Annotated in this window: 16 protein-coding genes and 3 pseudogenes; 18 read left to right on the top strand and 1 reads right to left on the bottom strand. The window is 37.7% G+C overall.

The window, feature by feature from the left end; all coding sequences use genetic code 11:
• The first annotated feature begins 5 nt into the window (after positions 1–5).
• From htpG to EEI45_RS02425, 16 genes and pseudogenes are all read left to right on the top strand, one after another.
• Positions 6–1,862: a molecular chaperone HtpG gene (gene htpG, locus EEI45_RS02350; protein WP_125163999.1), complete on the top strand. Its 1,857-nt coding sequence runs from the start codon at positions 6–8 to the stop codon at positions 1,860–1,862.
• Positions 1,863–1,983: 121 nt separating this feature from the next.
• On the top strand, positions 1,984–2,586 hold the full coding sequence (locus tag EEI45_RS02355; protein ID WP_125164000.1) for a 3'-5' exonuclease: 603 nt from the start codon (positions 1,984–1,986) through the stop codon (positions 2,584–2,586).
• On the top strand, positions 2,587–3,138 hold the full coding sequence (locus tag EEI45_RS02360) for a haloacid dehalogenase-like hydrolase (RefSeq protein WP_125164001.1): 552 nt from the start codon (positions 2,587–2,589) through the stop codon (positions 3,136–3,138). It abuts the gene before it with no gap.
• A 118-nt stretch (positions 3,139–3,256) separates the two neighbouring features.
• On the top strand, positions 3,257–3,637 hold the full coding sequence (locus EEI45_RS02365) for a hypothetical protein (RefSeq protein WP_125164002.1): 381 nt from the start codon (positions 3,257–3,259) through the stop codon (positions 3,635–3,637).
• Positions 3,634–4,077, top strand: a complete 444-nt coding sequence (locus EEI45_RS02370; protein WP_125164003.1) for an NfeD family protein — start codon at positions 3,634–3,636, stop codon at positions 4,075–4,077. Before EEI45_RS02365 ends, EEI45_RS02370 begins: the two co-directional genes overlap by 4 nt.
• Before the next feature lies 1 nt (position 4,078).
• A pseudogene (locus EEI45_RS02375) lies at positions 4,079–4,969 on the top strand (SPFH domain-containing protein).
• A gap of 74 nt (positions 4,970–5,043) precedes the next feature.
• On the top strand, positions 5,044–6,003 hold the full coding sequence (locus EEI45_RS02380; RefSeq protein ID WP_228410461.1) for a DEAD/DEAH box helicase: 960 nt from the start codon (positions 5,044–5,046) through the stop codon (positions 6,001–6,003).
• Positions 6,004–6,274: 271 nt separating this feature from the next.
• Positions 6,275–6,739, top strand: coding sequence for a ComF family protein (locus EEI45_RS02385; protein WP_228410462.1), 465 nt, complete (start codon positions 6,275–6,277; stop codon positions 6,737–6,739).
• A gap of 87 nt (positions 6,740–6,826) precedes the next feature.
• Entirely contained in the window at positions 6,827–7,024 is a 198-nt protein-coding gene (locus tag EEI45_RS02390; RefSeq protein ID WP_018580254.1) for a cold-shock protein, read from the top strand.
• Between the two features lie 87 nt (positions 7,025–7,111).
• A complete protein-coding gene (gene secA / locus EEI45_RS02395) occupies positions 7,112–9,457 on the top strand; it encodes a preprotein translocase subunit SecA (RefSeq protein ID WP_125164005.1) in 2,346 nt (781 codons plus the stop codon).
• Positions 9,458–9,470: 13 nt separating this feature from the next.
• Positions 9,471–10,575 (top strand): peptide chain release factor 2 gene (gene prfB / locus EEI45_RS02400; RefSeq protein ID WP_125164006.1). Its coding sequence is split into 2 segments (ribosomal slippage): positions 9,471–9,542 and positions 9,544–10,575, totalling 1,104 coding nucleotides; the frame shifts between segments, so codons are not numbered across the junction.
• 1 nt (position 10,576) lies between these two features.
• Positions 10,577–11,431: a YitT family protein gene (locus tag EEI45_RS02405; RefSeq protein ID WP_125164007.1), complete on the top strand. Its 855-nt coding sequence runs from the start codon at positions 10,577–10,579 to the stop codon at positions 11,429–11,431.
• 75 nt (positions 11,432–11,506) lie between these two features.
• Positions 11,507–12,196, top strand: a complete 690-nt coding sequence (ftsE, locus tag EEI45_RS02410) for a cell division ATP-binding protein FtsE (RefSeq protein ID WP_125164008.1) — start codon at positions 11,507–11,509, stop codon at positions 12,194–12,196.
• Positions 12,189–13,094: a permease-like cell division protein FtsX gene (ftsX, locus tag EEI45_RS02415; RefSeq protein ID WP_125164009.1), complete on the top strand. Its 906-nt coding sequence runs from the start codon at positions 12,189–12,191 to the stop codon at positions 13,092–13,094. The genes ftsE and ftsX overlap by 8 nt, the downstream gene beginning before the upstream one ends.
• Positions 13,091–14,395: a murein hydrolase activator EnvC family protein gene (locus EEI45_RS02420; RefSeq protein ID WP_125164010.1), complete on the top strand. Its 1,305-nt coding sequence runs from the start codon at positions 13,091–13,093 to the stop codon at positions 14,393–14,395. Before ftsX ends, EEI45_RS02420 begins: the two co-directional genes overlap by 4 nt.
• 105 nt (positions 14,396–14,500) lie before the next feature.
• Positions 14,501–15,913 (top strand): murein hydrolase activator EnvC family protein, encoded by a 1,413-nt coding sequence (locus EEI45_RS02425; protein ID WP_125164011.1) that lies wholly within the window; start codon positions 14,501–14,503, stop codon positions 15,911–15,913.
• Between the two features lie 47 nt (positions 15,914–15,960).
• Here EEI45_RS02425 and EEI45_RS02430 read toward each other — a convergent pair.
• A pseudogene (locus tag EEI45_RS02430) lies at positions 15,961–16,512 on the bottom strand (LOG family protein).
• Positions 16,513–16,611: 99 nt separating this feature from the next.
• On the opposite strand from EEI45_RS02430, the gene EEI45_RS02435 reads away from it, so the two are divergent.
• Both EEI45_RS02435 and uvrB read left to right on the top strand, forming a co-directional pair.
• Positions 16,612–18,165, top strand: coding sequence for a S41 family peptidase (locus tag EEI45_RS02435; RefSeq protein WP_228410463.1), 1,554 nt, complete (start codon positions 16,612–16,614; stop codon positions 18,163–18,165).
• Positions 18,155–20,144: pseudogene (uvrB, locus tag EEI45_RS02440) on the top strand (excinuclease ABC subunit UvrB). The gene EEI45_RS02435 and the pseudogene uvrB overlap by 11 nt, the downstream one beginning before the upstream one ends.
• Positions 20,145–20,240: the final 96 nt, after the last annotated feature.

A 20,240-nucleotide genomic window follows, 5' to 3' on the forward strand; every position in this document is an offset into this window, starting at 1 on the left:
ATAGAATGGCTCGAACAAAACAATTTAAAGCTGAATCAAAAAGGCTACTGGACTTAATGATTAATTCTATCTATACAAACAAGGAAATTTTCTTGCGAGAACTCATATCAAATGCGAGTGATGCGGAAGATAAACTTTACTATAAATCTTTGCAGGATACCTCGATTGAAATCAGTAAAGACGATCTAAAAATAGAAATTGAATTGGATGAGGAGAACCGTACCTTAACCATTCATGACTATGGTATTGGTATGACTGAAAAAGAATTAGAAACTTATCTGGGGACAATTGCGAAAAGTGATTCGCATGCCTTTAAAAAAGCGCTTGAGGAAGGTGATGATGCGGTTGACGTCATTGGCCAATTCGGTGTGGGTTTCTACTCTGCGTTTATGGTAAGTGATCACGTTGATGTTATCTCAAAGGCTTATGGTTCTGAAGCTGCTTATAAGTTTAGCTCGGATGGATTAGATGGATTTAAAATTGAAGCAGCAGAACGGGAAAAACACGGAACCACAATCGTATGTAAGATTAAAGACAATACGGATGACGAATTTTATGAACGATTTATTGATGAGTACACAATCAAGAATTTAATCAAAACATATTCAGATTACATTCGTTATCCAATTGAAATGAAAGTAGAAGACGAAGTCGAAGTTTTAAACTCAATGATTCCAATTTGGAAACGATCCAAAAATGATGTTACTGAGGAAGCATTAAATCAATTCTATAGAGATAAATTCAATGATTATGATGATCCATTTAAAACAATTCAGATGAAAGTTGAAGGAAACCCTTCTTTCGATGCATTACTGTTTATTCCCAAACATGTTCCAATGGATTTCTACTCACAATCCTTTGAACCCGGACTCCAACTTTACAGTCGTGGCGTGTTTATCATGGATCACAGCAAGTCTTTAATTCCGGAAGAATTCCGATTTGTAAGAGGACTTGTGGATTCACCTGATTTAAATCTAAATATTTCACGTGAAATCCTACAACATGATCGACAACTTGCTGCGATTTCAAAACGAATTGAACGAAAGATCAAAAGCGAACTAGAGCTAATGATGAAAAACGATCGTGAATCGTATGAATCATTCTGGAAAAACTTTGGTCTTTCAATCAAATATGGTATTTACACGTCTTACGGATCAAAAAGCGATGCCTTAAAGGATCTTGTCCTCTTTAAGAGTTCACAGGGTGATGATTTGGTAGCGTTCAAAGAATATATGGAACGTATGAAAGAAGATCAAGAAGAAATCTATTATGTTTCTGGTGAAAACGAAACAAAATGTGCTCATCTACCTCAGACTGAATTTGTTGTTTCAAAAGGTTATGAAGTACTTTATTTCACAGATGAGATTGATGAATTTGCAATTCAAATGTTGCGTGAGTATGGGGGCAAAGCCTTCAAATCAATTAATCAAGGGGACCTTGATTTAGTTGATGATGAAACTAAAAAATCAATTGAAGCGAAAAAAGAAACGCATAAACTTTTAATTGAAGCATTAAAAGAAGCTTTAAAGGATGAAGTTGATGATGTAACCTTATCCACTCGCCTCGTAAATCACCCAGTGTGTCTCGTCAGTGAAGAGGGTGTTTCATTTGAGATGGAGAAAGTGTTGAATGCGATTCCTGATCAAGGGGAACACGTGAAAGCAAAACGGATTTTAGAAATTAATCCAGAACATCCACTGCTTGATGCACTTGAAAATGTTCATCAAAACAAACCTGAGGAACTCGGTGATTTTGCGACCATCTTATATGATCAAGCATGTCTAATCGAAGGACTTCCTATTAAAGACCCAGTAACATTCTCAAAACGCGTTGCTGACTTAATGGTAGCTTCCGCAAAATAATAACATTATGCAAAACCCCTTTATGAATCGTAAAGGGGTTTCGCGTATGCGGTTGATAATAAAAAAAACTGTGGTTTTAGACTGATTGTGCTACAATATATTTAGAAAAAGAGGATTTGTAATGCGAAGTGTAGGAGAAAATCTACTGAATTTTGTTCCTAATTTTACGGTAATTGACTTAGAAACAACAGGGCGTAGTAATAAGTTTGAAGACGTAACGGAATTAAGTGCGATAAAGTATCGAAATTATAAACAAGTCGATGCATTTTCCACATTGGTAAAACCTGATAATTCAATTCTTCCTTTTGTTGTAGAGCTAACTGGCATTACCGAAGAAATGGTTTCCGATGCACCTAAAATAAATGAGGTTATCGAACAATTTGTTGAGTTTATTGGGACTGATGTTATTCTTGGTCATAATGTAATGTTTGATTATGGTCTTGTTTATGATGCTTATCTCGATGTTGTTGGGAAACGTATGCATAACGATTACGTTGATACGCTCCGCGTTTCAAGGCTTTTAAATAAAGATTCTAAGAACCATAAATTAGAAACTTTATGTATTTACTTTAATGTTGAGCGTTTAGTGGGACATCGAGGTTCAGAAGATTGTCTTCAGACTGCAGAAGTCTATATCAAAATGAAGGATAAGTATAAACGCCTACGACAGATTCAAAAAGAACAAAAACCAAAAGTATATCCTGTAGAAAAGGGGGCAGAATAAATGAATGTTTATGATTTCGATAAGACCATTTATGATGGGGATAGTTCCATGGATTTCTATAAGTACAATTTAAAACGTGATAAATCGATCATGAAATTTTGGCCGCGTCAAATCAAAGCAGCGCTTGACTATAAACGTGGAAAGATTGATAAGACAGAAATGAAAACGGTTTTTTATGAGTATTTCACGGCGATTCCTGATATTAGAAAACGAGTCTTAGAATTTTGGGATGAACATCGTGATAAGATTAAACCATGGTATCTTGAACAAAAACGTGATGATGATTTAATTATATCAGCATCACCGGAGTTTATGCTTGAACCAATTTGTGATGAATTAGGTATTGAATTGATCGCTTCGGTTGTTGACCCAAAAACTGGGAAGAATCTCAAACATAATTGTTGGGGTGCTGAAAAAGTTGCACGTATGGAAGCATTTTATGATTTGGGTCTGATGGAAGATTTCTATTCTGATTCCTATTCAGATGATCCACTCGCACAGTATGCCGAGCATGCGTATCTCGTAGAAGGTAATACGATAAAACCTTGGTAGAAATAAGACTGATACTCTCTTTACGAGGGGATCAGTTTTTTTTATTTCACTAATTATTGGCGAAAATATTGAAATTAGTGAAATTAGTGGTATAATTTGAAAAGTAAAGGAGGTCGCTATGTTTGAATGGGTAACAGGAAATTCACAACTTCAAGTTGTGAATTTGACTGAAAAAAGTTTAACATTAAATCAAAATGCATCATCTCATTTTAAAGACAGTCAGTATGTCTTGGTTGGTTTTTCAAAAGATGGGCAGGTTGGCATTAAGCCAGTTACAAAACGCGATCTTGAACTGAATGTCTATCCAGTCGAGAATTTGCATAAAATTTCAATTGGTAAAGGTTATGCGAAGGTAAATAATAAAGCGTTGTGTGATTTAATCTCTGCTAAAGTAGGGAAAAATCTTGACGGTCAGAAGGTTATTGCGAATTATGACAAAAAAGAACGTGTTCTAACATTTGATTTGTCATCACTAAATGAAGAGGGAGTGATACTATGACATTAACGATGGATTGGGTATGGCTAATTGTTTGTTTAGGGATGTTGGTGCTTGAAGTAATCACGGTTGGAAATTTGGTTTCCCTTTGGTTTTCATTTGCTGGGCTTGCGGCACTAGGTACAACATTTTTAACAGATAATGTAGCAGTACAGTTAGCGGTTTTCGCTATAGTAAGTGTTGCGGCATTAATTATGATTCGTCCAATGACTAAAAATCTCTTAAGAGGTAATGTTGTTTCGACGAATGCGGATCGTTTAATTGGCCGTCAATTTATTTTAAATGAAGAAATTAACCAAGATTCTTGGGGAAAAATCAAGGTTCATGGCGAGGAATGGTCCGCAACGACGGCAGATCAATCTTCAATTTCAGCACATACACGTGTTGAAGTTATTGTCATAGAGGGTGTAAAATTAATTGTGAAAAGTGTAGAGGAGGCTTAACATGCCAGGAATAATTTTATTTTTAGTCATTTTAGCATTAGTATTAATCATTATTGGATATTGCATTCGTGTGATTCCGCAATCAAATGCCTATGTTGTTGAACGATTAGGTGCTTACAGTCATACACTCGATAAGGGAATGCATTTAATTCTGCCGTTTGTAGATCGTGTTGCCAATAAAGTTTCTTTAAAGGAACGTGTTCAAGACTTTGCACCACAACCTGTTATTACAAAAGATAACGTAACAATGCAAATTGATACGGTTGTCTATTTCCAAATTACAGATCCAGTATTATATACATACGGTATTCATAATCCAATTAATGCTATTGAAAATCTTACAGCAACAACGCTTCGTAATATAATTGGGGATTTGGAGTTAGACCAAACCTTAACGTCGCGTGATATCATCAACTCAAAAATGAGAGCAATTCTTGATGAAGCAACAGATCCTTGGGGTATTCGTGTACAACGTGTTTAAGTTAAAAACATTATTCCTCCACGTGATATTCAAGAAGCAATGGAAAAACAAATGCGTGCTGAACGTGAACGACGCGAGTCAATCTTACGTGCAGAAGGGGAAAAACGCTCTGCAATTCTGATTGCTGAAGGGGAAAAGGAATCAACCGTACTTCGAGCTCAAGCTCGTAAAGAAGCAATGATTACAGAAGCTGAAGGGGAAGCCCAAGCTATGGAACGTGTGTTTGACGCTCAATCTAAAGGGGCACAACTGTTAGCATCTATTGATCCAAATAGCGCTTATCTAAAACTTAAGAGTTTTGAAGCGTTTGAAAAAGCAGCAAATGGCCAAGCAACAAAAATTATTGTTCCTTCCGATTTACAAAACTTAGCTTCCGTTTTAGCAGCAGGTAAAGAAATTATTAACAAATAATATAAGACCACTCTTAGAGTGGTTTTTTTTAGGTTTATTTAAGCGCGCACCATACTTATTATTGGGTGATTTAAATGATTTGTGACCGTTGCGGCTACATCGTTCAAAATGATAAATGCCGAAGATGTCTTTATTACAGTCAATATCTCGTGGATTTGGAGTCATGTCGGCAGGAGTCTGTAACCAACAATGATGCGATATGTACACTTCCTTTTAAATTGACAGCATATCAAAACGATATTGCGAATCGTTTGTGTGAATTGGTTAAGACGGAAGATGTATTTTTAGAAGCGGTTTGTGGTGCTGGGAAAACAGAAATCTGTGCCCCCCTTATTGAACAATTACTGAGAGATGGGAAATGTGTTTGTTGGGCAGTTCCTCGTAGAGCAATTGTGCTTGAGTTGTATGAACGATTTCAATTGTATTTTAAAACTGTCAAAGTCGCATGTGTATGTGGTGGGAAAACGGATGATGTTATCGCACCGCTTATTATTTGTACGACGCATCAACTTTATCGATACGATCATCAATTTGATCTGTTAATTTTAGATGAGCCGGATGCCTTCCCATTTGCAAATGATGCGTTGTTGCTTAAATTTGTTTTGAACGCTTGTAAAGGACGTATCGTCTATCTTAGTGCAACATGTAATGCATACCTTGAATCCTTATGCGAGTCCAAGCAGGTAAAACATCTATATGCATCATTGCGTCCCAGTGGGAAACTTTTACCGGTCCCAATTTATATTCAATCGTTCTTTCCAATACTACGAATGTTAATTGAGTATCGAAAAAACAAAAAAGAGAGTTTGCTCATATTTGTACCAACACGTAAGCTGGCGCAGGTGCTATCGTTATTATTACGTGTGCCTTCGATTACATCACAGACCACAAATCGTGACGTGGTCTTGGAGCATTTTAGAGAATGTGGAGGGGTACTCGTTTGCACAACGGGACTCGAACGCGGTGTAACGTTTAAAAATGTGATGTATTTGTACTTTATGCAGATCACCCAATTTTTAATACTTCATCATTAGTACAAATTGCTGGACGCGTAGAACGTGGTTTGAATCCAAAAAAAGGAGTATGTATGTGTTTTTTTCTCGAATTGACACCGTCCTTACAAAGGGCAAAACAGATCATCGACAGTGCGAACAAGCATGCGATATTTGCTTTAAGAGCATTGGAATGAAACCATTCATTGATTCGGTTATGCATCCAAGGCAGCATTTGTTATGTTCATGCTGTTGTGCCCAGCTACGAATCAAGAAATTTTACCGCGAAGACCTTTCCGTCAAAACGTGTGTATTGTTTGAGTATCGAGATTTTATTCGAAACCTTATCCTAAGATACAAAGTTCATAATGATGATTATCTGAAACGATATTTGTTTGAATATCATCGACTTTGGATTCGACTTCATTATGTAGGGTACCATTATGTTATTGCGCCATCGCACCAAAATACAACTAAAAGTAGTAAGAAAAATCATTTAGAAAATTTAGTTGAAAATATCGGCCTCAAGTGCAGTGGAATCAACCTCATCAACACGGCACCCATAAAGCAAGCTCAATGTAATGCGCAACAGCGGTGCTTGATCAGAAATCATATTCAACTCGAAAAAGTCCTACACACAAAGACAAAGAAAATTTTAATCATTGATGACATTGTAACAACTGGAAATACTTTAGAAACAATTGCAGGTCAACTCAGCCCCTATGTCAATCAGATTGAGGCACTCTGCCTCGCGGGGACGTTACCAAGCCATAAGTAAGCGATTTCACTTGCCTTTTAAGTACCTCTATCGTATAATTTTATTGAAATTAAAAGTATATAAATATGCTTAGAAAGGGTCTGTACAATGAAGGGGAAAGTTAAAACATTCAACAAAAACAAAGGATTCGGATTTATCACGGCAGAAGATGGCCAAGACATATTTTTCCATTACACACATCTGATTATGGAAGGATTTAAAACCATTGAAGAGGGTACTGAAGTTGAATTTGAACTTGTGGAATCCGATCGCGGTTTGCAAGCACATAATATTGTGAGAATCTAGAGTAAAAAAGTTGGTCATGCCAACTTTTTTAGTTATGTATTCTGAAATCGTTATGTGTTACAATATCAAGGAATGGAGGCTTGAATTATGGCTGGATTTTTAAGTAATCTTTTTAGTGGCGATCGTAACATTTTAAATGAAATTGAAAAAATTGCAAATGAAATTGATGCATTGGCAGATGAGACGCGAGCTCTATCTGATGAAGCATTAAAAGAAAAAACTAATGAATTTAAAAACCGTATTGCGCAAGGGGAAACTTTAGATGATCTTCTTGTGGAAGCTTATGCTGTTGCACGTGAGGCTGCATATCGCGTTATTGGCGAATTTCCATATGTTGTTCAGCTCATGGGGGCTATAATTCTTCACCGCGGTGATATCGCGGAAATGAAGACCGGAGAAGGGAAAACATTAACTGCAATTATGCCTGCTTACCTTAATGCGTTAGAGGGTAAAGGGGTTCATGTTATTACGGTTAATGAGTATCTTGCTCAACGTGATGCGGAATGGATGGGTGAGATTCACCGATTCTTAGGACTTACAGTCGGTATAAACGTGCGAGCTTTATCACCTTCAGGTAAACGCGAGGTATATGAATGTGATATTACATATACGACAAACTCAGAAGTTGGTTTCGACTATCTTCGAGACAATATGGTGACAAAGGTCGAACAACGTGTTTTACGTCCTTTAAACTATGCGCTTGTTGATGAGGTTGACTCGATTCTCATTGATGAATCACGAACACCCTTAATTATTTCAGGTGGTGCACGTGATGGTGCGAAGTTGTATGAATCTTCAGATAAATTTGCGAAAAAACTAAGCGAAGGTGCAGACTACGTAATTGATGTTAAGTCAAAAACAGTCCAACTTACTGAAGCGGGTGTTGAAAAGGCAGAACGCACTTTTAAAGTAGATAACCTCTATGATCTTGATAATACATCGTTGGTGCACCATATCAATAATGCATTAAAAGCAAATTACATTATGCTTAATGACATTGAATATGTTGTTCAAGATAATGAAGTGGTGATTGTGGATCAGTTTACAGGACGTTTGATGGAAGGACGTGAGTATTCTAATGGACTTCACCAAGCACTGTGCGCAAAAGAAGGCGTAACAATTAAACAAGAAACGGTAACGTTAGCAACCGTAACGTATCAAAATTTCTTCAGACTTTATAATAAACTTTCAGGGATGACCGGAACTGCGAAAACGGAAGAGGAAGAATTCCTCGAAATTTATAACATGCGTGTTTTAGAAGTTCCGACAAACCGTCCGATTGCACGTCAAGATCTACCAGATCTTGTATACGGTACACGCAAGGCGAAATTTGAAGCACTTATTGAAACCGTACGTGAGCTTAATGAAAAAGGACAACCCGTGCTTGTGGGTACTGTTGCTGTTGAAACATCTGAATACTTAAGTATGATGATGAAACAACGTAAGATTAAACATGAAGTTTTAAATGCGAAAAATCATGCTCGTGAAGCACAAATTATTGAAAAAGCAGGGCGTAAAGGTTCTGTAACAATTGCAACCAACATGGCTGGTCGTGGTACCGATATTAAACTTGATGAAGAATCAAGAGCGTTAGGTGGTCTTGCAGTTTTAGGTAGTGAGCGTCATGAATCACGTCGTATTGATAACCAATTACGCGGTCGTTCAGGTCGTCAAGGGGATCCAGGGCTGTCCCGTTTCTTCGTTTCATTTGAAGATGATTTAATGCTGCGTCACGGTAGTGAGCGTTTTGAAAATGTTTATAGTCAATTGGGAGATGTAGCAATTGAAAACAAAGTAATTACAAAACAAATTAGTGCTGCACAACGACGTGTTGAAGGGGTCAACTTTGACATTCGTAAGACACTGCTTGATTATGATGATGTACTACGTCAACAACGTGAAATCATTTATGAACAACGCGATTACGTTTTAGAAAACGAAGATGTTCATGGAATAATTAAAGAAATGTATAAACGTGTTGTATCAGATACCATCGCATCGTATACAAATACAGAGTCAAGAGATCTTTCAATTGACAAGGAAGGACTTGTAGAAGCATTAGACAAACTTGGTTTGATCGATGACACATTCGATCTAACATCGTTGGATAAAGCATCACAAGAAGATATTCAAACAATCATCACGGATGCTGCATGGGAAAAATATGAAACCAAAATTTCTGATGTTCAAGATCAATTTACTCGTGTTGAAAAAGAAGTTGTTCTTAACATGATTGATCGATCATGGGTTGATCATATCGATGCTATGAGTAAGTTGAGAGAAGGGATTCATTTGCGCTCTTATGCACAGGATAAACCGCTCCAGGCTTATGTGACTGAAGGATTTGAAATGTTTGAAGAAATGCTAGGACAAATTGCACAAGACATTGTAATGTTCTGTGTAAACGTAAAAATAATAGAGTACAGACAATAGATAGGGTGATACGATGGAATTATTTGAAATAGCACAGATTGTTGATTCAACAACATCTGATTTGAAAGCACTTGGTGATTCACTTTGACTTAGCTCAAAAAGAAGCTAAAATCAAAGAACTTGAATCAGAAATGGTTGAGGACGGTTTTTGGGATGATCATCGTCACAGTTCTCAACATATTCAAAAGCTGAATCAATTAAAAAAAGTCGTTGAAACACATCACGATTTACGCGAACGATTGATGTCATGCTCCGATAGCATTCTTTTACTAAAAGAAGAGTCGGATGAGGAGTTTCAAACCTCACTTGAAGCAGAAGTTAAAGAAATTCAAAAAGAAATGGAATCTTTCTCGGTACTTGTACTTCTAAGTCATGACTACGACCAAAAAAATGCAATTGTGGAAATCCATCCGGGTGCCGGTGGGACAGAGAGTCAAGACTTCGCAGAAATGTTGTACCGTATGTACACACGTTGGGCGCAAGATCACGGATTTAAGATTAGTGTTCTTAACTATCTTGATGGCGATGAAGCAGGGCTAAAGTCCGTATCTTTTTCCGTCTCTGGAATGTTTGCATATGGTTATCTTAAAGCTGAAAAGGGTGTGCACCGTCTTGTTAGAATTAGTCCTTTTGATTCATCAGGTCGCCGTCACACATCATTTGCTTCCGTTGATGTCGCACCCGAGTTTGATGATAGTATTGAAATTACAATTTTACCAGAAGACATTGATGTTGATACCATGCGTGCAACAGGCGCTGGAGGACAACATGTTAATAAAACGGATTCAGCAGTGCGGATAACGCACAAGAAAACGGGTATCGTTGTGACATGTCAAGCGGGAAGAAGTCAACTTCAAAATAGAGAAGAAGCCTTAATGATGCTTAAGAGCAAATTGTATCAAAGAGAAATCGAAGAAAAACAAGCTCAACTTGCAGCCATAAAGGGTGAGCATAAGCTTATTGAATGGGGATCACAAATTCGATCTTATGTCGCTCATCCATACACAATGGTGAAAGATCATCGTACAAAATTTGAGACGAGCCAATATGGTGATGTATTAGATGGTGATATTGATGATTTTATTGAAGCATTTTTAAAAATGAATGTAGGAGTATAGAATGGATCGTATAAAAGAACATTTAAGCGACTTGCTATTTTTACTTCTAGGAAACTTTGTACTTGCGGTAGCTGTAACATTTTTTATACTACCCAATAATATTCTTTCTGGGGGCGTATCGGGTGTATCCGTTGCGCTCTACCCATTTATAGGGATTGAAAAAGCATTGATGATTAATATTATTTATGCATCATCGTTTCTATTAGGGTTGGTTTTCTTAGGTAAACGATTTGCAATTAAAACGCTAGCGAGTACAATATTATCCCCTTTGTTAATTAACCTTCTATCAACAGTCGGATACGCACCTGTCGTTGAGCCAATACTAGCTTCGATTTTTGGAGGCGCATTAATGGGAATTGGATTGGGATTAACATTTAGGACTGGTGCAAGTACTGGTGGTATGGATATTCCACCCTTAATTCTATCAAAGTATACTGGGATTAAGGTCTCTGTATGGATTGCACTTATCGATACTGTTACAGTACTACTAGGCCTAAAGAGTTATGGATTGAACAATGTCCTGATTGGGTTTTTAGCAATTTTTACTTCAGCGGTAGCGATTGATAAGATTCAGATGATTTCAGGAGAGCAAGCAAAACAAGTATTTATTATAACCGATGAAGTAAATGAAGTTTTAAATCGTATTCATACTATGATTGATCGAGGATCAACGCGCATTCCGGCAACTGGTGGATATACGAATGAATCACGTGAAATTATTTTAACGGTATTAATGAAGGACCAATATGTCGAGCTGGAGCGTCTTGTTAAAGAGGTTGATCCAAATGCATTTTTGATTGTATCAGATGCTACGGAGGTTCATGGGAAGGGCTTTATGAAGGCATCAATCACATAGCCTACCATACTTTTTCACATTATGGACATAAACGGTGTGATATAATAACACATGATAAAAGGAGTGAGTTGATCGATGTTATATTTCGAAAATGTATCAAAACAGTATAAAAACGGTGTTAACGCGCTCTATAATATTAATCTTGGAATTGAACAAGGCGAATTTGTTTATATCATTGGACCGACAGGTTCAGGAAAATCTACGATGATTCGTCTCTTAAATGGTGAAGAAATACCTACTAAAGGAACCGTTAAAGTTGGGAAATTTAATGTAGGTAAATTAAAACATTCAAAAGTGCCGCTCTATCGACGTCACATTGGAGTAGTATTTCAGGACTTTAAATTATTAGAACGTAAAACAGTATTTGAGAATATTGCTTTTGCACTTGAAGTTGTTAATACACCACGCGTTGAATTACGCAAGCGTGTACGCGAAGTTTTAAGACTTGTGGATTTAACTGAAAAGGCAAATGCTTATCCGAATGAATTATCAGGGGGACAACAACAACGTGTTGCAATTGGACGCGCGATTGCAAATAGACCCAAAGTTCTTATTTGTGATGAACCAACAGGGAATCTTGATCCCGATAAATCAACGGAGATTATTCATTTATTGGAACGCATTAATGAAGAAGAAGCAACAACAGTCGTAATGGTCACACACGATGTTGAAATTGTTAATAAAAACAAAAAACGTACAATTGCTTTAGATGAAGGCCACTTGGTGGCAGATTTGACTGCGGGAGGATATATCAACCATGGGTAGAGTCTGGCGTCATATCAAAGATGGTTTTACAGGTGTTACACGACACTTTGCATTATCACTATCAAGTATTTCATCGGTTACTGTGACCCTCTTACTAATGTCAATCTTTCTATTTTTAAGTGTAAACATTAGCACAATTACGAAATCAATGGAACAAAGTGTTCAGATCCATGCTCAGATTTCGAATGACTATGAGGAAAAATCACAGATTAATGAAATTCAAAAACAAATTGAACAATTACCAGAAGTTTTAGATGTTAAGTTTTCATCCAAAGAAAACGAGCTTGATGCATTTATTCGAGCCAATGCCTCAGAAGATGCCGAAAGTCTTTACGGTGGTTATCGTGGAGAAAACAATCCGATGTTGAACGCGTTTTTAATCAATGCCAAATCGGGGGATGAAATTAAAGACTTATCAAATAAAATTGCGAAAATCGAAGGTGTTTATAAAACAAGTTACGGAGGAAGCGGAACAACTGATTTCCTTGGTATGCTTGAACAAGTTCGAAATATCGGGTTTATTATTGTAATCACACTTGCTGTGATTGCTGTATTTTTAATATCGAATACGATACGTGTTTCAATTCATTCACGTCGTCGTGAAATTAGTATTATGCGAACGGTGGGTGCAACCAATTGGTACATCCGTTGGCCGTTTATCATCGAGGGGATGATAATTGGATTACTCGGAGCAGTAATTCCTATTGTTATATCGATATTTGGATATCAATACTTATATCAAGCAACGGGCGGTATATTAATATCGCAAATGTTTAAATTGGTTGCAGTTTATCCATTATCACTACAAATCTCAGGGATTCTAGCATTAATTGGAATTGTTGTAGGAGCATTGGGAAGTCTCTTCTCAGTGGGTAAATTCTTAAGGTGGTCACGATGAAAAAATTTTTCAGAAATGTTATAATCATATTAGTAGTAGTATTAATGCTTGCTGGCGTGCTGGCACCCGTGTTTGTTACGGTGCCAATCTACGCTGAGGATATTGAATCACTTCAAAATTCAATTGCTGAACGTGAGAAAGAGCTCGAGGCGCAAAAGTCGAAACAGGCTAATATTAAAGAACAACTTTCTGAAGAAGTCGCTAAGTTGGATGATTATCGCCAACAAATCAAAAATCTTGAAGCAGAAATTGAGTCGATGAAGACAGCGATCGCAACTTCGGAAGAAGAGATCAAACGCCTTCAAACAAGTATCGATGAGAGAGCGAAAAAGATTAAAGAAACGGAAGAGAAGGTTAAGGGCTATATGGTCAATGCCCAATCATCTTCTCGTGTTAACGGTTATTTCGAGTTTGTAATGGGTGCTGAAGATTTCGCTGAGATGGTTCGTCGTCTTGAAGGTATGGGCGCCATTAAACGTTATAACGAAGATCTAATCCGTGAAATGAATGAAATTAAAACAGAATTGGAAGCAGATAAAGCAAAACAAGAAAAAGAAAAACAAGCGATTGTTTTACGTAAAGAAGCTTCGGAACTTCAAAAGGAAGAAGCAAAACTTCTTGAGGAACGTGTTCGCGCCGTCATTACAGAGCTTCATCAAAAAGAAAAAGAAGCCCAAGAGCAAATTGCGAGCATTAATGACAAAAACAAAGCGGATGAAGAACGTATTAAAGAACTTCAGTTTCCCTCAACACCTGGAACAGGTGGCAATGGTTTTACATTACCACTCCCATCAGGGACCTTTAGCGTCACTGCCGATGTTTGGCATTATCCAGAAGAATATGGTGGAAGCGCTCATGCTGGTGTCGATTTAGGTGTAAGTCAAGGAACTCCGGTATTTGCGGTTGGTAATGGACTTATTGTTTCAACCAATTCAGGCTGTTATCCAGGCAATTGGAGTTGCGGTGGTGGTTATGGAAACTACATTTCATATATTGTAAATGTAGGGGGACATAACTATGGAATTCTTGTTGCCCATCTATCCGCTGTATCGGTTTCAAAAAATCAAGTAGTATCTGCTGGTAGTCAAATTGGACTTTCAGGAAATACCGGATCTTCAACCGGACCACATCTTCATGTTGAAACAATTGATATGGGACCTGGGACCATTTTAGATGCTTGGAACCGATGGAATGGTGATCCTCAATTTGGAACAGGTCCGGCTTCTTACGGGGGCCGACGTTGTGATCAAGGTTACGGTGTTCCATGTCGCCTTTATCCGCGACAAACATTAGGAATTTAATTATAGAAAAAAGTACAAATCTCCGTTTGTACTTTCTTTGCCTAGTATCCTACTCGTCTATGATTTGTTCATAGTTCTGTACTATTACGAAATAGGAGTGATTGTATGAAAAAAATAATCAAAAATGGACTGTGTATATTTCTTGCGTTGTTTGTGCTTGGTGGAACGTTAACACCTGCAATCAGTACAACTGTATTTGCTGCGTCCTCAGACACAACAAAAGAACAAGAAGAAAGACGCGCACAAATTGAAGAAAATAAGAAAAAATTGAGCGCGCTTGAAGGATCTCAGAAAGATATTAAGGCAAACTTAACAGAAGAAATGAAAAACTTAAGCGGATATAAAGAACAAATCGCAAGTTTAGATTCAAAAATAAAAGAAATCGAAGGTGAGATTCGCGTTTCTGAAGCACAGATTGTTCAGCTTCAAAAATCGATTGATGAACGACAAGCTAAGATTGAAGAGACAGACGTAAAGGTTAAATCCTATATGTTAAATGCGCAATCTGCTACACGCGTAAATGGTTATTTTGAATTTATGATGACGGGCGAAGATTTTTCTCAAATTGTGCGACGGTTTGAAGTATTGAGTTCCATTAAACGCTATAATGAAGAACTTGTACGTTCAATCTATAAAATCAAACTCGAACTTGAAGCAGATAAGAAACTTCAAGAAGTTGAGCGTGAAGAAATTAAACTTCACAAAGAGGACATCGAACTTCAAAAAGAGACTGCAAAGATCTACGAGAAACATGTCGAGGAAATTGTGAAAGAACTTCAAAAACAAGAAGCAGAATTACAAGATGAACTTGATGAAATTCAGTATGTTAATGCAGGGCATGAAACTCAGATTAAAGCGTTAGCAGAACAACTTGCTCATGAACTTGCCCAAGAACAAAATAATAATTCAGGTTCTCAAGGATCAAATGGTGGCTCTACCGGTGGTGGATCAACTGGAGGAGGCTCTACGGGTGGTGGATCAACAAGTGGATTTTCACTGCCTCTCGATCCGGGAGTATACCGAGTAGGAAACAGTGTTTGGGAGTATGACTGGGGCTCACCTCATATGGGTGTGGATCTTGAAGTCTATTATGGAAACAATGCACGTTCAGTAGGAACTGGAATGGTTGTTGCAACGAATTCCGGATGTTCTGAAGGAAACTGGGCTTGTGGTGGAGGTTATGGAAACTATATTTCATACCTTGTGCACGTAAACGGCCAAAATTATGGTATTCTGTTTGCCCATTTAAGTGCTGTTTATGTTTCGGAAGGACAAATTGTTCATCCAGGTTCAGTACTTGGACTCACGGGTAATACCGGTGCATCAACCGGACCTCACTTACATGTTGAAACCATTAACATGGGTGGTGGATCAATCTATGATGCTTGGAGTTTATGGGCTGAGAATAGTACTATGAACTTTGGGACAGGATCTGCAAGCAGTGGTGGTCGACGTTGTGATCAAGGCTACGGTGTTCCATGTCGATTACATCCGCAATCAACGCTTGGACTCTACTAAAAAAACTGAGCTCAATAGACTCAGTTTTTTTTCTGCTCAAATCCAAATTATGAATCCATCAGTTTCGCTTCCATTTGACGGATAAACGCATCAAAATTCGATTCAAAAATAATGCAATCAATCTGTTCATGTGATGAGAATCCGACATTTGCTGCTGTATCCAAATATGTTTGAATCCCATCATAGTAATGGTTAATATTTAAGAAACCGTAAGGCTTGTTATGAATTCCAATCTGATTCCATGTAATGACTTCAAAAATTTCTTACATCGTTCCACATCCACCGGGAAAAGCAATAAACCCATCTGCCATATCCATCATCAGTGCTTTTCGTTCATGCATATCCTTCACAAGTATGGATTCGGAGAGTCCTTCATGGAGGATTTCCTTATCCGCAAGAACCTTTGGCATTACACCAATAACATATCCGCCTTCTTGCAACATCGTATTCGCAAGAAGCCCCATAATCCCTACTTTTGCGCCACCATACATTAATTGAATATCATGATGTGAAAAATACGTGGCAAGTCGTATCGCTTCATCGCGATAAATCGGCAATTGTGGCATTTTTGATCCACAAAAAACTGCAATTCGTTTCATAATGTGTCCTCCGTGATTTATTTGTGATTATTAATATTATAACATTGAATTCTTATTCCCTTATGCTAGGATTATATTAGATTACTTTTACCATAGTCTATGTTAACGCTTAAGGCTGAGTCTATGGTAAACTATAACCATATTGAGGTGATTTCATTGAAAGATAAAAATAAAAAAGTAAGTATAAAACTCGAACGTCATCGATGGCCTGATGAAATAGCAAAAGACCAACAGAAACGACGCAAGGCTTTTAAAATCGTAATCGTGATTATTGTTGCATTTTTACTTGGTACTCAATTTAATAAAATTTCAAGCTTTGCGGGAGGGCCAACAGAGGCTCATGCTGGCGTAGAGCGTTTTGATCGTGTTTACCGTGATTTGCTTGCAAGTTGGTATTTTAAAACGGATATGGATCATCCGGAATCAGAAATGATTGATAATGCGATAAAAGGGATGCTTGAAAAAAACGGAGATCAACATACTTCGTACATGACTCAAGAAGAAATGAATAATTTAAATGAGTCGATAAACATGAATTTTGATGGTATTGGTGTCCAATATTACGCAGGAAATGGTGCGAATATCATTACTCGTGTATTTAAGGGATCCCCAGCGGAAGGTGCTGGCCTTTTAGCGGGTGATGTCCTTTCTAAAGTTGCTGGTGTTGAAATTAAAACCGTAGATCGTGAAAAAATTCAAGAATTAATCATGGGAAAGGAAGGTACTTCAGTTAAAGTTGAAGTCTTACGTGATCAAAAACCGATCGAGTTTGATATTAAGCGTGGAAAGATTAACGCACTGGTTTGGGGCGGGATTCGTGATGGCGTGGGTTATATCGAAATATCCTCATTTGGTAAAAATCTTGCGGATGCAACGAAGCTTTATCTTGATGAATTTCTGGAGCAAGGCATCGATAAACTCGTAATTGATTTACGCGATAATGGCGGCGGATACTTACAAGCTATCGAGGACATTGCACGAATTTTCTTTGATAATGATGAAATTGTCTATAAAGAAGACTTTATGAACCATTCTGAGAAGGTGTATAAAGTGACAGATAGTGAGAAAGATCAGTACCCATTCAAAAATATTGCAGTACTTATTAACGAAAAATCTGCAAGTGCTTCGGAAGTACTGACACTAGCACTCCAAGAAAATCGTGGCGTTCAAGTTGTTGGTGTTAATTCATATGGAAAAGGGACAGTTCAAACACAACATGAATATCCTGATAAGAGTGCTTTAAAAGTAACAATTGCGAAGTGGAATTCACCAAAAGGAAATAATATTCACGGTACGGGTATTAAACCGGATGTGGAAGTGAAGTTACCGGCAATTTTCTATACCAATTTTGTCGTGTTAGACGATTCTAAGGAAATACACGTTGATGCAGTGCATGAAGCGGTTGTGTATACTCAAAATGCGCTCAAATTTTTAGGATACCACAATGGCCGTACGGATGGCTATTATGATATCCAAACATCAGAAGCCTTAATGAAATATAAAGCCAATCTTAATCTAACGATAAATGATACGATTGATCATAGCGTTCAAGAGCAGTTGTACAGTTCGGTTGTTTCAGAGTGGTCAAGTAACCGTAATGCTCGAGATGTCCAGTTACAAAAAGCAATTGAGGTTGTGAAAAATGGCAAATAAAGAGGAACATAAATTTGAACTTGTTTCCAAATTCGAACCGAAAGGGGACCAAATTAAAGCAATTGGTGCACTTACAGATGGAATTTTAGAAGGTAAAAAAGAACAAGTTCTTTTAGGGGCAACTGGAACGGGTAAAACCTTTACAGTAAGTCAAGTTATTGCGAAGTTAAACAGACCAACCCTTGTTTTTGTACATAACAAGACACTTGCTGGGCAACTTTATTCAGAGTTCAAAGAATTTTTTCCAAATAACCGGGTTGAATACTTCGTTTCAAACTTTGATTATTATCAGCCAGAAGCTTACTTACCCGGCTCAGATACTTATATCGAAAAAGTTCAATGATTAATCAAGAATTGGATATGCTGCGACACGCTGCACAAAACTCGGTATTACAACGTCGTGACACAATCATTGTCGCATCCGTGGCGAGTATTTATGCAACTGCGGATCAAGTTACTATAAAGAAATGCTTTACGTAATGCGCGTTGGACAAGAAATTTCGCGGGAAGATTTGATGCGTGATCTTGTGAAGCGTCAGTACATGCGTAATGATATTGAACAAAGTGTCGGAACATTTAGGGTTCGTGGTGATGTGATTGAAGTCGTTCGCGGTGATCGTGACGATATCGTGGTTCGCGTTGAATTTTTTGGCGATGAAATTGATCGAATCGTGGAAGTCGATCGCATTACCGGGAATGTTCGTGAAGGTTATTTAGTCTACGATATCTTTCCGGCAAATCAGTATGCTCGAGATATGGATCAAATTCGTCCTGCAGCCGACCGGATTGAAGCAGAGTTGCAGGAACGTCTTGCTTATTTTGAATCTGAGAATAGACTGGTTGAATACCAACGCCTCAAACAACGGACTGAATATGATCTTGAGGCATTACGGGAATTTGGGATGTGCTCGGGTGTTGAAAACTACTCCATGCATATTGATGGTCGAGATCCAAATCAACGTCCTTATACATTATTCGATTATTTCGCTGATGATTATTTATTTGTTGTGGATGAGTCTCATGTGTCATTACCGCAAGTTCGAGGGATGTACAACGGTGATCAGTCCCGTAAACGGACACTTGTGGAATATGGATTCCGCTTGCCGAGTGCCATGAACAACCGTCCAATGACATTTGAGGAATTCACAAGTGTTCAAAAACAAACGATATATGTTTCTGCGACACCTGGCGATTATGAACTTGAAAAAGTGAATCATGAGGTCGTTGAACAAATTATTCGACCAACTGGACTTCTAGATCCGACAATTGAAATTAAAAAAAGTCAGGGACAGGTGGATGATTTAATTGACCAAATTCTCGAACGTCGTGAGCGTGATGAACGTGTCCTGATCACGACACTTACGGTGAAGATGGCTCAAGATTTAACGAATTATCTTCTTGAAACGGGTATTAAAGTCGCATACCTTCATCATGAAACCAAGACTTTGGAACGTATTGAAATATTAAGAGATTTACGCTTAGGAAAATACGATGTCGTTGTTGGGATTAACCTCTTAAGAGAAGGGTTAGACCTTCCTGAGGTAAGTCTTATTGCGATTCTTGATGCCGATAAAGAAGGATTCCTAAGATCCTATCGATCACTTGTTCAGATTGTAGGGCGTGCAGCTCGAAATTCAAACGGTCATGTTATTATGTACGCAGATAAAATAACGGATTCCATGAAAAAAACAATTGATGAAACGAGACGAAGACGCGATATCCAAATTGCGTATAACGAAAAACATGGCATTACTCCGAAAACCATAAAAAAAGAAATTCGTGATGTAATTGCAGGAAAAGAAACCGCTGAATTGACACATCGTATCCGCAATAATAAAGGAAAACGTAAAGATAAAAAAGCTGTGGATGAACTTATCCAAAAACTCGAGAAAGAAATGCGAGAAGCTGCGGCACTTCTTGATTTTGAGAGAGCAGCTCAACTTCGTGATATTGTTATGGAGATGAAAGCAAGCTTGTAGACCAAGGAAACTTGGTCTTTTTTTGTAGTTTTTGTGCACTCATGCGATAATAGAATTAAATGAAGAGAATGTTGATTTGTTTGAAATCAAATATTG

The organism is Erysipelothrix piscisicarius, from assembly GCF_003931795.1.
GTDB lineage: Bacteria > Bacillota_I > Bacilli_A > Erysipelotrichales > Erysipelotrichaceae > Erysipelothrix > Erysipelothrix piscisicarius.

What these genes read in the sequence shown, in the direction of transcription:
- EEI45_RS02420 (WP_125164010.1), top strand. Translation starts at nt 13,091, where the DNA reads ATGAAAAAATTTTTCAGAAATGTTATAATCATATTAGTAGTAGTATTA.
- secA (WP_125164005.1), top strand. Translation starts at nt 7,112, where the DNA reads ATGGCTGGATTTTTAAGTAATCTTTTTAGTGGCGATCGTAACATTTTA.
- EEI45_RS02360 (WP_125164001.1), top strand. Translation starts at nt 2,587, where the DNA reads ATGAATGTTTATGATTTCGATAAGACCATTTATGATGGGGATAGTTCC.
- EEI45_RS02365 (WP_125164002.1), top strand. Translation starts at nt 3,257, where the DNA reads ATGTTTGAATGGGTAACAGGAAATTCACAACTTCAAGTTGTGAATTTG.
- ftsE (WP_125164008.1), top strand. Translation starts at nt 11,507, where the DNA reads ATGTTATATTTCGAAAATGTATCAAAACAGTATAAAAACGGTGTTAAC.
- EEI45_RS02425 (WP_125164011.1), top strand. Translation starts at nt 14,501, where the DNA reads ATGAAAAAAATAATCAAAAATGGACTGTGTATATTTCTTGCGTTGTTT.
- EEI45_RS02390 (WP_018580254.1), top strand. Translation starts at nt 6,827, where the DNA reads ATGAAGGGGAAAGTTAAAACATTCAACAAAAACAAAGGATTCGGATTT.
- EEI45_RS02355 (WP_125164000.1), top strand. Translation starts at nt 1,984, where the DNA reads ATGCGAAGTGTAGGAGAAAATCTACTGAATTTTGTTCCTAATTTTACG.
- EEI45_RS02380 (WP_228410461.1), top strand. Translation starts at nt 5,044, where the DNA reads ATGATTTGTGACCGTTGCGGCTACATCGTTCAAAATGATAAATGCCGA.
- htpG (WP_125163999.1), top strand. Translation starts at nt 6, where the DNA reads ATGGCTCGAACAAAACAATTTAAAGCTGAATCAAAAAGGCTACTGGAC.
- EEI45_RS02435 (WP_228410463.1), top strand. Translation starts at nt 16,612, where the DNA reads ATGTTAACGCTTAAGGCTGAGTCTATGGTAAACTATAACCATATTGAG.
- EEI45_RS02370 (WP_125164003.1), top strand. Translation starts at nt 3,634, where the DNA reads ATGACATTAACGATGGATTGGGTATGGCTAATTGTTTGTTTAGGGATG.
- EEI45_RS02405 (WP_125164007.1), top strand. Translation starts at nt 10,577, where the DNA reads ATGGATCGTATAAAAGAACATTTAAGCGACTTGCTATTTTTACTTCTA.
- ftsX (WP_125164009.1), top strand. Translation starts at nt 12,189, where the DNA reads ATGGGTAGAGTCTGGCGTCATATCAAAGATGGTTTTACAGGTGTTACA.